This window comes from Halalkalibacter oceani, from assembly GCF_023715705.1.
Taxonomy (GTDB): Bacteria; Bacillota; Bacilli; order Bacillales; family Bacillaceae_D; genus Halalkalibacter; species Halalkalibacter oceani_A.
Genome location: NZ_JAMBOS010000013.1, coordinates 61,152 through 73,395 on the forward strand (window position 1 = coordinate 61,152; position 12,244 = coordinate 73,395).

Consider the following 12,244-nt stretch of genomic DNA (forward strand, 5'->3'; position numbering starts at 1 on the left):
AGGAATATTACAAAGAGGGTGTATGTAGTGTCAAAAATTAAAGTAGAGAATTTGACAAAAATTTTTGGCAAAAAACCAAAGCGCGCTTTAGAACTTCTCGCTCAGAAAAAAAGCAAGGATGAAATTCTGAAAGAAACCGGGATGACTGTTGGAGTTAACCAGGCAAATTTCGAAGTTCAAAGCGGTGAAATTTTTGTCATTATGGGGCTGTCTGGGAGCGGAAAGTCGACACTCGTCCGTTTATTAAACCGGCTGATTGAACCTTCCGCAGGAAGCGTCTGGTTTGATGGGGTCGACCTCGCCAAGATGGACGATAAAACATTGCGAGGTGTTCGCCGGCAGAAAATCGGTATGGTTTTTCAAAAATTCGGCTTATTTCCTTTTCGGACAGTCGTGTCCAACGTTGAATACGGTCTTGAAGTCCAGGGTATCCCGAAGCAGCAGCGGCATGAGAAAGCGCTTGAGGCGTTAAAATTAGTCGGCCTTGAGGGCTACGAAGAAAAATATCCGAACGAGCTATCCGGCGGGATGCAGCAGCGCGTCGGTCTCGCCCGTGCTCTGGCCAATGATCCAGACGTGCTGTTAATGGATGAAGCCTTTTCCGCACTTGATCCCCTCATTCGCAAGGACATGCAGGACGAACTGCTCGACCTTCAAGTCAAAATGAAAAAAACCATCATTTTTATTACTCATGACCTTGATGAAGCGTTACGCATCGGCGACCGGATCATGATCATGAGGGATGGGGCAATCGTGCAAATCGGTACACCGGAGGACATCCTAACGAATCCAAAAAACCATTACGTCGAGAAATTTATTGAAGACGTCGACCGAGCCAAGGTGCTTACTGCTGAACATGTGATGATTAAGCCTGAAGTGCTTTATCCAGAAAAGGAAGGACCGCGTGTCGCCCTGCAACGGATGAAGGATCGCGGTTTATCAAGTATTTTCGTCACGAGACGCGATAAGGAGCTACTCGGAATCATTCACGCCAGTCAAGTGTCCGAGCTAATTAAGGCGCAGAAAAACAGCGTTGACGGCATCATTGTCGAAGACATCCCGCGCGTTCAGCTTGATACACCATTAAGCGAGCTGCTTGACCAGTTGGCGGTCAGCTCTGTTCCTCTTGCTGTAGTGGAAGATGGAAAGCTAAAAGGAATTATTATTAGAGGAGCCGTCCTTGGCGCTCTTGCAGGAAGTGAGGTTGATTTTGATGAGTTCTATTCCACAACTTCCACTAGCTGATTGGATTGACGCGTTTGTTGAATGGCTGAAAAATGCCTCGGTTTTATTCCAGTCCATCCGGACGACGATTGAAAGCATTGTCGATTTCCTCGTACTCGTGCTGGAGTTGCCGCCAGCGTGGCTGTTAATCCTGATTATCGGGGTCATCACATTTTTCACGAGCAATCGCAAGGCAGGGTTAACGACTTTTTCGATTGTTGGTCTTTTTCTTATTTTTAACCTCGGTTATTGGGACGATATGATTCAAACTCTTTCCCTCGTCTTAACAAGCTCTCTGATTTCTGTCATTGTCGGAATCCCGCTTGGTATTTGGATGGCGAAAAGTGAAATTGTCGCCAGCCTGCTTAAACCGATTCTCGATTTGATGCAAACGATGCCGGCCTTTGTCTATTTGATCCCTGCCGTCGCCTTCTTTGGGATCGGAATGGTGCCTGGGGTTGTCGCTTCTGTTATTTTTGCGATGCCGCCAACTGTGCGGTTAACGAACCTCGGAATACGTCAGGTCTCGACTGAATTGGTTGAAGCCGCTGATGCGTTCGGTTCGACCGGTTCACAGCGCTTATTCAAAGTTGAGCTGCCGATGGCAAAAGGCACGATCATGGCCGGGGTCAACCAAAGTATTATGCTCGCCCTTTCAATGGTCGTCATTGCCGCGATGATCGGAGCGAGAGGGCTCGGTCAGCAGGTTTATTACGCAGTCGGTCAAAATAATGTTGGCAGCGGCTTTGAAGCCGGACTGGCGATTGTCATATTGGCGATTATTTTGGACCGGATCACCCAAAGCTTTAACCGCGATAAACGCAAAAGCGCGTAGCAAACAGAACGCCTGCCCTCTTCAACGGGCGGTAAGGCTTCTTATCGTCTTTTTAGACGGACGCCTTACCGCCCGTTGAAACGAGAAGCGGGAAAAGTCTACATCTACATGAAAAAAGGAGAGGTTCATTTATGAAGAAAAACTGGAAACACATCAGCCTGGCAATCGGGGTTGCCTTTTCGTTGACATTGGCCGCCTGCGGTTCCGAAAATGGGGATACGACAGACGAACCGGCAGAAAACGGGCAAGACTCCACTGAAGAAACAGCAGCGGTCGGAGAAGCGTTGAACTATACGATTACTGGCATTGATGCCGGTGCAGGGGTTATGGCCGCGGCTCAAAGCGCGCTTGAGGAATACGAGCTTGATGAATACGAATTGCAGGCAAGCTCGGATGCAGCGATGACAAGCGCACTGAATGAAGCGATTAACAATGAGGAAGCGATCGTCGTGACGGGCTGGAACCCGCATTGGAAGTTCTCTAAGTACGATTTAAAATACTTGGATGATCCACATGGCGTGTTCGGTGATGCCGAGAACATTCATACAATGACGCGGCTCGGTTTAGAAGAAGATATGCCGGAAGCTTACCAAGTGCTAGATAATTTCTATTGGACGGAAGACGACATGGGTGAAATCATGGTCGCAATCAACGAAGGACAGGACGCGGAAGAAGCGGCTGCCGAATGGGTTGAAAACAACCAGGATAAAGTAGCGGAATGGACTGACGGAGTTGATTCTGTTGACGGCGAAACCATCGTCCTCGCCCTCGTTGCCTGGGATTCTGAAATTGCCTCGACGAACATGATTGCCAACGTACTGGAGAGCATCGGCTACAACGTTGAAATCAGCCCGATGGAAGGCGGTTATATGTGGGCTGCAATCGCCAATGGCGAAGCGGATGCGATGGTTGCCGCCTGGCTGCCGGCGACACACGGCGCTTACTTTGAAGACTATCAAGACGACGTCATCGATCTTGGAGCGAACCTTGAAGGCGCGAAGATTGGACTCGTTGTCCCTGCGTACATGGACATTGATTCGATCGAAGATTTAAAAGAGTAATCCCCTAACGATTAAAGAGTCTGAAGCAAAGGTTGTTTTTCACCCTTTGTTCCAGACTCTTTTTTAGTTTTCTTAAGGCTGCGCCTGCTCCCTTACCCGGAGCTGTACGACTCTCAGCCGCAGGAAAAAGCCAAGTGCGGCGCACGTTAAGCCTAAGGTGATCCCAATCCAGAAGCCAAACGGCCCGAGCGCTGTCGTGGACGCTAGCAGATAGCCGGTAGGAATGCCGATAAGCCAATAGGAGATGAAGGCTGTCACAAAGGGCAGCTTGACGTCCTTATAGCCGCGCAGCACGCCTTGAAGACCGGATTGAGCCGCATCAGAAATTTGATAAAAAATTGCAAAAATAAAAAACTGACTCGCCAAGAGCACAACTTCCCGCTCAGTTGTATAAAGATAGGCAATCGGCTCACGCAAAAAGTAAAGAAACAGCGCGCTGATCCCCAGTATGCCAATGCCGCTCAATACCCCGAGCTTGCCATACTGCTTGGCAGCCTGCAGATTACCGGCGCCTACCGAGAAGCCAACGACAATTGTCAGTGCCATCGAAATACTTAGCGGAATCATGAAAATCAACGACGTAAAGTTAAAAGCAATTTGATGTGCCGCCACCGTCACCGTCGCGAACATCCGCCCCATCATCAAGGTCACGACTGAAAAGATGCTCGCTTCAAAAAAGATCGACAGCCCCATCGGCACCCCAATCCGCAGCTGTTCTTTCCAGGCACGCAGCGAGGGCTTCACCCATTGCTGAAACAAGCGGTACTGTCTCAGCACCCTGATCCGGAATGTCATCGTGACACTAATCACAAACATGATCCAATAGGTAATCGCTGTGGCGTATCCCGCGCCGATTCCACCAAGTGCCGGCAGGCCGAAATGACCAAAAATCAAACCGTAATTCAGCACTGCATTACAGGGCAGGGCCAGCACGGTAATAACCATTGTAATGCGCGTATAGCCTTGCGCATCGAAAAAATAACGCAGCACATTCGTGCAAAACAGCGGAATAATCCCGAGCGCCAATCCGGCTAAATAATGATAGGAAATGTAGGCGACATTCGGTTCAAGCTTCATAAACGCAAGCACCGGCTCGAGAACCAGCGTACCTGCGCCGACGACGGCAATCGCCAGCATAAGCGCGACATAAAGAGCCTGACGGACAGAATCGGCAATCCGGTGGCGTTCATTGCTGCCGATCAGCTGAGCGACAATCGGCGTTACCGCAAGCAAAATTCCATTCATTCCGGTAAAAATCGGCATCCACAGGCTGGAACCAATCGCCACACCAGCCAAATCGTCGGTTCCAACTCGCCCGGCCATCATCGTGTCGATCAGCTTCATCGCAAAAAAGCTTACTTGTGTGACAATAATCGGCCATAAGATTGATAAAAACAGGACGATTTTCTCTCTCCATGTCTCTGCATGGTACATATTCTCTCCCACCTTGTTTGCTCTATCTTTCTATTCTTCTCTAGTATTCACAACAATAACTGGAAACGCAAGCCTGGAAGAAGATGACACGATTCAAAGAGCCCGGACAAAAGTTGATTGTCACCTTTTGTCCGGGCTTCGACCATTATTCAGTTATGGCAGAAAACCGACCAATAACATTTATTATCGCCTGTTATTTTTTAAAAAATCCTCTTAAGGCAAAGGCGACATTTTGCGGCCGCTCGGCTAACCGTCGCATAAAATAGCCATACCAGTCTTCCCCATATGGAACATAAACGCGCATTCGGTAGCCTTGAGCGGCAATTTCCCTTTGCAGTCCGGGGCGGAAGCCGTACAGCATTTGAAATTCGTATTGTGACCTTGGAATGCGCTGCTCGCGGCAATAGTCCTTTACTTTTTTAATAATCCGATGATCATGACTGGCGATCGCCGTATAGCTGCCACTATCGAGATGCTGCTTAATGATCCGGAGAAAGTTGTCATCGATCTCGCTCTTCTGCTGAAACGCAACCGACTTTGGCTCTTTGTAGGCTCCTTTAACGAGCCGGAGCGGCACCCCTTCAAGCATCCGCAGATCATCAGCAGCGCAATGTAAATAAGCCTGAATCGCCGTTCCGACATTTTCATGCGATTCCCGCAGCCCGGCAAGAATTTCCAACGTCGCTTCCCGGCGCGAATAATCCTCCATATCAATTTGGACAAAATTCCGCTTTGCCTCGGCGGCACGGACGATCCGCTTCATATGATGCAGGCAGAGCTCCTGGTCAATGTCTAAGCCGAGCTGGGTCAATTTCACGGAAAGCTGACTATCGACGCCGGCGTCATCCAGCGCCTCGAGCGTTTGAATGCACACCTCCGCCGCAGCGCGTGCCTCCTCCTTTGTCGATACGAATTCGCCCAAGTGATCGACCGTACAGACGAGTCCCTGTTCATTCAGTGTTCGCACCGTTTGAACGACACTTTCAATCGTAGTGCCGGCCACGACTTGCGAGGCACCGAGCCGCAGGCCCCATCTCCGCGCACCTTTCGTCAGGAGCTTGTTTTTTGATAACGCGATAAAGAAGTGCCTTGATAGTTTGCCGACGACCATCCGCATCCCCTCCCCGCCTGTTTAATACATTTCGGAAATGGTTTTCGCCTGCATGTGAAGAATGAGATAGTCAGGGCCGCCCGCTTTTGAATCCGTTCCCGACATCTTAAAGCCGCCGAACGGATGATAGCCGACAATCGCCCCGGTGCAATTACGGTTAAAGTAAAGATTGCCGACGTGAAAGTCACGCTTCGCCTGCTCAATCCGCTCGCGATTTGTCGTGATCACCGCGCCTGTTAAGCCGTATTCTGTGTTGTTGGCAATGTCCAGCGCCTCCTCGAAGTCACGCGCTTTGCTGAAGGCAAGCACAGGGCCAAAGATTTCCTCCTGCATAATGCGCGCTTTTGGGTCGGCATCAGCGAACACCGTCGGCTCGATAAAAAAGCCGTCCGCATTATCACCGCTTCCTCCGGCGACAAGACGGGCTTCCTGCTTGCCAATTTCAATATAGTCCATAATTTTCGTATACGCCGCCTGATCGATCACCGGTCCCATATAGACGTCGGCCGTAGTTGGCTCTCCGACGGACAGCGCCTTCGTCAATGCGACGACACGCTCAAGAACTTCATCATAAACCGCCTGATCGACAACAGCGCGCGACCCGGCCGAGCATTTCTGACCGGAGAAGCCGAAGGCCGAGGTGACGATCGCCTGCGCCGCCAGCTCTAAATCAGCTTCCTTATCGACAACGACTGTATCCTTGCCGCCCATCTCGACAATCACCCGCTTTAAATGCTGCTGCCCCGACTGAACAACGGCGGCGCGTTCATAAAGCCGGACCCCTACATCACGTGAGCCGGTAAACGTAATCAGAGTCGTTTTCGGGTGGTCAACAAGATAGTCGCCGATTTCACTGCCGCTGCCGGGCACGAAGTTCACGACGCCCGGAGGCAGGCCGGCCTCTTCCAGCACTTCGACAAACTTATAGGCGACGACCGGAGTCGCGCTCGCCGGCTTCAACAGGACGGTGTTTCCTGTTACGAGCGGCGCTACCGTTGTCCCGGCCATGATCGCAAAAGCGAAATTCCACGGAGAAATCGTCAGGCAGACCCCCGTTGGTGTATAGAGATAACGGTTATGCTCCCCGGCCCGGCTATTTATCGGCTTTCCATCCTTTAAGGCAATCATTTGTCGCCCGTAATATTCCATAAAATCAATTGCTTCCGCTGTATCGGCATCGGCTTCCTTCCACGGCTTTCCGGCCTCTTTCACAAGCCAGGCGGAGAATTCATGCTTCCGTCTTCTGACAATCGCCGCCGCTCGGATCAATAGATTGGCCCGCTCTTCCGGGCTGACCCTTCTCCAGCTTTGAAAAGCGGCATCAGCCGCTTCCATCGCCTGTTCCGCCTGCTCCTTGCCTACTTTGGCGACGACCCCGATCACCTCGGACTTATTCGCCGGATTGCACGATGTTATCGTCTCCGCTGTCATCAACCGTTTCCCTCCAATCACAAGCGGATAGTCGGCACCAAGCTGTGCTTCAACTTTTTGTAAGGCCGCAGCAAAGGCGCGGCGGTTTTCCTCAATCGAAAAATTCGTAAATGGTTCATGACTGTATGCTGATAGCATGATCATCTCTCCTTTTCATTGTCATACGCATCCGGTTATGCAGAAAGCACCTTTTTAATCCGGGCCATCGCCCAGTCAAGCTCTTCTCTCGTAATAATCAGCGGCGGGGCAAAGCGAATCACATTGTCATGCGTTTCCTTGCAGAGAATCCCCTCTTCCTTCAAACGCTCACAATACGGGCGGGCTGCCCGATCAAGCTCGACGCCGATGAACAGCCCCCGTCCGCGAACTTCCTTAATGAAAGGCTGCTTCAGCTCTTTTAATTGCTGCTGCAAATAGTCCCCCTGTTCAAGAGAACGCTGGACGAGCTGCTCTGTCTCAATCACATCAAGCGCGGCAACAGCAACAGCGCAGGCCAGCGGATTGCCGCCGAAGGTCGAGCCGTGTGAGCCCGGCTCAAACACCTCTAAAATCGCACGGTCAGCAGCAACGACTGAAATCGGAAATACCCCGCCGCCGAGCGCCTTTCCAAGAATGTACATATCGGGGACGACGTTCTCCCAGTCACATGCAAACATTTTCCCACTGCGGCCAAGCCCTGATTGAATTTCATCAGCGATAAACAGCACATTTTCCTGCCGACACAAAGCGGCGGCTTCCTTTAGAAAACCGGCCGGTGGCATCCGGATCCCCGCTTCTCCCTGAATCGGTTCAAATAAAAATGCGGCTGTATGAGCGGTAATCGCCTGTTTTAATGCATCCAAATCACCGTAAGGGATCACGTTAATCCCCGGCAGCAGCGGTCCAAAACCGCGCTGGTAGTCCTCATGAGAGGAAAGTGAGACCGCTGCCATCGTCCGTCCGTGGAAATTTTCTTCACAGACGATGATCTCCGCGCAGTTATCCGGCACTCCTTTCTTGTCATACGCCCAGCGCCGCGCCGCTTTAATCGCTGTCTCGACGGCCTCCGCCCCAGTATTCATTGGCAGCAGCATATTTTTCTTTGTCAGCCGCGAAACCTTTTCATAGAAAGGGGCAAGCTGGTCATGATGAAAGGCGCGTGACGTCAGCGTCACCTTCTCCGCCTGGCGCTTCAAGGCGTCAATAATCGCTGGATGGCAGTGGCCCTGATTGACAGCCGAATAGGCACTCAGCATATCTAGGTAGCGGTTGCCTTCCGGATCTTTCACCCAAACCCCCTTCGCTTCTGAAATGACAATCGGCAGCGGATGGTAGTTCCGCGCCCCAAGCTGTTCTGTTCGCTGAATAATCTCTGGTGTTCTCACCCAATCTCCTCCTTTTTCAATCCCACATCATTTATTTGCAAGTCTTATGCCAAACGTTTCTTCAGCATCTCTCACCTCATTCAGTGATAAGTGCCAATTTTTTTGTCGCAAATAATAATTTTTTTGCCTTATCGAAAAATTTTTTGTCTATTTTCTTCTTACTTCCTATTTGCAGCGAAAAGGATATTTGCTATTTTCACATTTTCTTTTTAGACTGGAGGAAAGCAGCAGGAGGGCTTTAAAAATGGATTCTTTAAAAATAGATGATTACTTGAAGCAAATTATGATATATGAGCAGCTGATCAATGAGATTGATGTCGGCATCCACGTCATTAACGAAGCCGGCAAAACGATTATTTATAATGAAAAAATGATGGAGATTGAGTCGCTTTCCAAGGAGGAGGTATTGGAAAAGGATTTTCTCGATGTCTTTCTGTTCGAGGAAGGCCAGCGAAGCACATTACTTGATGCCCTTCATTCAAAAAAGGAAATTCGCAACGTCAAGCAAACGTATTTCACAAACAAGGGGAAAGAAATTAATACGATCAACCATACATTTCCCGTCTACCGCAACGGTGCTGTGATGGGCGCCGTTGAAATCGCCAAAGACGTGACGAAGCTCGAGCAATTAATCCGCCAGCAGCAAGCCGAAAAAAGTCGCGGAACCCGCTTTACGTTTGACAGCCTGATCGGCAAAAGCCCGGTCATGACGGAGGTCATCGAGAATGCCAAACGGGCGACGCGCACGCTTTCGTCCGTCTTAATCGTCGGCGAGACGGGCACCGGCAAGGAGCTGTTCGCCCAGAGCATTCACAATGGCAGCGACCGCCAGCAGGCTCCTTTTATTTCACAAAATTGTGCGGCAATGCCCGAGACGTTAATAGAAGGACTGCTTTTCGGCACGAAAAAGGGCGCCTTTACCGGGGCGGCCGAACGGCCGGGCCTGTTTGAACAAGCCGAGGGTGGAACATTGCTTCTTGATGAAATTAACTCGCTCAGCCCACTCCTGCAGGCAAAGCTGCTGCGGGCGATTCAGGAGAAATCCATTCGCCGGATCGGCGATACCGTCGATCGAAAGGTCAATGTCCGGATTTTGTCGACGATCAATGAAGGCCCTGTTGAAGCGATAGCGGCCAACCGGCTGCGCAAGGATTTATACTACCGTCTCGGCGTCGTTTCTTTGTTTATTCCGCCATTACGCGAGCGCCGAGAGGACATTCTGCTGCTGGCTGACCATTTTATTCATAAATACAATGTCATCTTTCAAATGGAGGTCAAAGGATTGGACGAGGACGTTGCCGAACTGTTTCTCCAGTACGACTGGCCGGGGAATGTCCGTGAGCTGGAGCATGTCATTGAAGGCGCGATGAATTTACTCATCGGCGAAGAACAGATCAGCTGGACTCATCTGCCCTATCACTTTCGGCACCGGAGCCAGCTCACTCCGCCTAATCACCCTCTTCCCGCCCTGCAGCAGGCAGCTAAAGAGGAACATGCTTATCAGGCGCGTCATCTGAAGGATTACTTGGCTGAGGCCGAAAAGCTCTATATTCAAAAGGCGCTTGAGCGGCATCATGGTCACATCACGAATACAGCGCAGGAGCTGGGGCTGAGCCGCCAGACGCTGCAATACCGGATGAAACGGCTGAGTGTAGCGGGGAGGAAAGGATAAATAACGAGATGTTGAAGATCCTGAGCAAAAGGTCAGTTCCCCTTCTGTCTCAGGCTTGATATTTGCGCAGACTTTGTGTTGCCGCGGTCATAAAACCTGACGTTTCAAAAGTCTTACACCGTCCACTTATAATAGATAAACTTTACGCTTTTCCCATTCATGTTAAATTCTTGATTACTTGTCGAGATGTACTTAAATCCGTTTTTCTCGAGTACCCTTTGGGAAGCGATGTTATCAGTCGTCGTCTTCGCGGAAATTTGTGTGATGGATTGCCTGTTCATTATAGTTAATAACAACTGCACGGCTTGACCAGCGATTCCTTTTCCTGTATACGCTTCCCCTACCCGGTAGCCGATAAAGCCCCTTTGACGAGATGGATCGATATCTACTATGTTCATCCGGCCAATAATTACACCGTTTTTGTCCTTAATTAAATAATAGAAGGCTGTCCTTTTCTTTGCTCTTCCAATAATTCGTTGTGCCTTATTTGAAAGGTTTCGAAATGATAGTAATCCTCCCCGCGCTCCGGTACCATTTTTTCGAAAAACGCTCTGTTTTCAAGCTCAAATTCATATAATTTCTTTGCGTCATTCTGCTTCAATATTTCCAGTATGATGTCCATTTTCCTCTCCACTCTACTATGATTTCCAAAGGGGGAAAAACCACTATTATTCTAATTCCTTAATGATCTGTTTAAACTCATCAACCGCCATCCCTTCAATGAAGCGGCTGTTTTCCGGATTAAAAGCGTTAAGGCTTACAGAAGATTCTTCAGAAGCAAAAGGATTTTCAACCGAATGAACTTGTTCATTTACCACTTCAAATTTCCCATGATATTCACCGGTAACGGAATAAACATTTTCCTGAGAAGGATGCGGGTAAAGAAATAAAATGTATCTTTCCTCGCTTTCCATTAATGGATTGTCACGTAGAACATATACTTCTCCACTGCGTTCATCTTCATCCATGATTCCAACCTGGCTAACCTGGATTTTTTTAGTGGAAAGCTCTCCTTTTAAGACGTCCAACACTCTTGCCTTGTAATAGGTTGTATCCTCAGACCCTACTTCTTTTTCAATACCTGTAATTTCCACTTCCGCTATCACGTTAGTATCATCATAAAGCTCTGTTAATGAATTATAGTACTTTTGCAGACTCATTTGACTCACTCTGACTGTTTCTATTGATTCCGGCAGATCATCCGGAATAACGTTCAGCTGTTTAACCATTTCTCCAGAGCTGTTCTCAATTAATTCGTCAGTTGATTGTTGATTTTCAGCATGGGTGCCACAACCAGCTAATATAAGACCTAGTGCCAGTAAGACATATAAACGGTTCATTCTGTTCCTCCTTTTAAAAATTGATAGTTGAGCGCCTACTTTTGAATTCTTTAATACGACTTTCATTGTCCAAGCTCCTCAATATGTTTTATTTTATAACCATTTCCTGCATAGCTACAAAAACCTGGTAAATAAACATATTTTTTAGCATTAATTACATATTTCCTCTTTTTAATAATGCTATAAGGCTGCGATTCAAACGTAGGGTAAAGTTGTTCCATGGCACGATAAAGCCGCATTGCTCCACTGAACAATGCGGCTTTATGAAATTATGATGGTTTGGAATAACGTTACTTATTGATAAAGGATCGTTTGCGCCACGCCAATAAAATACTCGGATTCTACAATAATATGGTTTAACACAACTTTCGCTGTCGGATTGGCGCTGACAGGTTCACTTTCTTTCATAATCGTCCGGCATAAATTAATAAATTCATTGCTTTGCTCTAAACAAAAGGCCGTAAGCTGCATAATATCCTGGTAGAGTGCCTGTGAAACCTGTCCTTTTGAACGGTTAACCGTTTCAATGTATCTTATGACACGGTGATGCGTTTCCGCAAAGGCTCCCTCCCATTCCTTTAAGGCGTTTACATATTCCTGTTCGAGATTGGCAACAAGCTCCCTTATGACAACCGTATGCTCCTCCTCCTGATGCTTCCAAAACTCCGCCTCATCAAGAACACGCAGCGGCATTTGATTTCCATAATAAAATTGCATATAACGAACCCCCGTCCTCATTAATTTCTCGATACTAACACTATTCAAAGGACGC

Annotated in this window: 10 protein-coding genes and 1 pseudogene; 4 read left to right on the top strand and 7 right to left on the bottom strand. The window is 48.7% G+C overall.

Annotated features, from left to right (window positions below; translation table 11 throughout):
• Positions 1–27: 27 nt before the first annotated feature.
• From M3212_RS13215 to M3212_RS13225, 3 genes are all read left to right on the top strand, one after another.
• Complete coding sequence (locus tag M3212_RS13215) at positions 28–1,245, top strand: quaternary amine ABC transporter ATP-binding protein (RefSeq protein WP_251194442.1); 1,218 nt, start codon at positions 28–30, stop codon at positions 1,243–1,245.
• On the top strand, positions 1,214–2,059 hold the full coding sequence (locus M3212_RS13220) for an ABC transporter permease (protein WP_251194443.1): 846 nt from the start codon (positions 1,214–1,216) through the stop codon (positions 2,057–2,059). Before M3212_RS13215 ends, M3212_RS13220 begins: the two co-directional genes overlap by 32 nt.
• 131 nt (positions 2,060–2,190) lie before the next feature.
• Positions 2,191–3,120 (top strand): glycine betaine ABC transporter substrate-binding protein, encoded by a 930-nt coding sequence (locus tag M3212_RS13225; protein ID WP_251194444.1) that lies wholly within the window; start codon positions 2,191–2,193, stop codon positions 3,118–3,120.
• A 72-nt stretch (positions 3,121–3,192) separates the two neighbouring features.
• On the opposite strand, the gene M3212_RS13230 is transcribed toward M3212_RS13225, so the two are convergent.
• The 4 genes from M3212_RS13230 to M3212_RS13245 all read right to left on the bottom strand — a co-directional run bounded on the left by M3212_RS13230 (position 3,193) and on the right by M3212_RS13245 (position 8,460).
• On the bottom strand, positions 3,193–4,554 hold the full coding sequence (locus tag M3212_RS13230) for an MATE family efflux transporter (RefSeq protein ID WP_251194445.1): 1,362 nt from the start codon (positions 4,552–4,554) through the stop codon (positions 3,193–3,195).
• A gap of 193 nt (positions 4,555–4,747) precedes the next feature.
• Positions 4,748–5,665 (bottom strand): proline dehydrogenase family protein, encoded by a 918-nt coding sequence (locus M3212_RS13235; protein WP_251194446.1) that lies wholly within the window; start codon positions 5,663–5,665, stop codon positions 4,748–4,750.
• 21 nt (positions 5,666–5,686) lie between these two features.
• Positions 5,687–7,234 carry an L-glutamate gamma-semialdehyde dehydrogenase gene (gene pruA / locus M3212_RS13240; protein WP_251194447.1) on the bottom strand — a complete coding sequence of 516 codons (1,548 nt, stop codon included), beginning with the start codon at positions 7,232–7,234 and terminating at the stop codon, positions 5,687–5,689.
• Between the two features lie 35 nt (positions 7,235–7,269).
• Entirely contained in the window at positions 7,270–8,460 is a 1,191-nt protein-coding gene (locus M3212_RS13245; RefSeq protein WP_251194448.1) for an ornithine--oxo-acid transaminase, read from the bottom strand.
• A gap of 244 nt (positions 8,461–8,704) precedes the next feature.
• Here M3212_RS13245 and M3212_RS13250 point away from each other — a divergent pair, with 244 nt between their 5' ends.
• Positions 8,705–10,132 (top strand): sigma-54 interaction domain-containing protein, encoded by a 1,428-nt coding sequence (locus M3212_RS13250; protein WP_251194449.1) that lies wholly within the window; start codon positions 8,705–8,707, stop codon positions 10,130–10,132.
• Positions 10,133–10,245: 113 nt separating this feature from the next.
• On the opposite strand, the pseudogene M3212_RS13255 reads toward M3212_RS13250, so the two are convergent.
• The 3 genes and pseudogenes from M3212_RS13255 to M3212_RS13265 all read right to left on the bottom strand — a co-directional run bounded on the left by M3212_RS13255 (position 10,246) and on the right by M3212_RS13265 (position 12,189).
• A pseudogene (locus tag M3212_RS13255) lies at positions 10,246–10,754 on the bottom strand (GNAT family N-acetyltransferase).
• 46 nt (positions 10,755–10,800) lie between these two features.
• Positions 10,801–11,538, bottom strand: a complete 738-nt coding sequence (locus tag M3212_RS13260; protein WP_251194450.1) for a hypothetical protein — start codon at positions 11,536–11,538, stop codon at positions 10,801–10,803.
• A gap of 228 nt (positions 11,539–11,766) precedes the next feature.
• A complete protein-coding gene (locus tag M3212_RS13265) occupies positions 11,767–12,189 on the bottom strand; it encodes a DUF2935 domain-containing protein (RefSeq protein ID WP_251194451.1) in 423 nt (140 codons plus the stop codon).
• Between the last annotated feature and the right edge of the window lie 55 nt (positions 12,190–12,244).

Bases quoted from the DNA above. Each gene is read 5' to 3' on its own strand.
- M3212_RS13220 (WP_251194443.1), top strand. From the start codon at position 1,214: ATGAGTTCTATTCCACAACTTCCACTAGCTGATTGGATTGACGCGTTT.
- M3212_RS13225 (WP_251194444.1), top strand. From the start codon at position 2,191: ATGAAGAAAAACTGGAAACACATCAGCCTGGCAATCGGGGTTGCCTTT.
- M3212_RS13230 (WP_251194445.1), bottom strand. From the start codon at position 4,554: ATGTACCATGCAGAGACATGGAGAGAGAAAATCGTCCTGTTTTTATCA.
- M3212_RS13235 (WP_251194446.1), bottom strand. From the start codon at position 5,665: ATGGTCGTCGGCAAACTATCAAGGCACTTCTTTATCGCGTTATCAAAA.
- pruA (WP_251194447.1), bottom strand. From the start codon at position 7,234: ATGCTATCAGCATACAGTCATGAACCATTTACGAATTTTTCGATTGAG.
- M3212_RS13250 (WP_251194449.1), top strand. From the start codon at position 8,705: ATGGATTCTTTAAAAATAGATGATTACTTGAAGCAAATTATGATATAT.
- M3212_RS13260 (WP_251194450.1), bottom strand. From the start codon at position 11,538: ATGAAAGTCGTATTAAAGAATTCAAAAGTAGGCGCTCAACTATCAATT.
- M3212_RS13265 (WP_251194451.1), bottom strand. From the start codon at position 12,189: ATGCAATTTTATTATGGAAATCAAATGCCGCTGCGTGTTCTTGATGAG.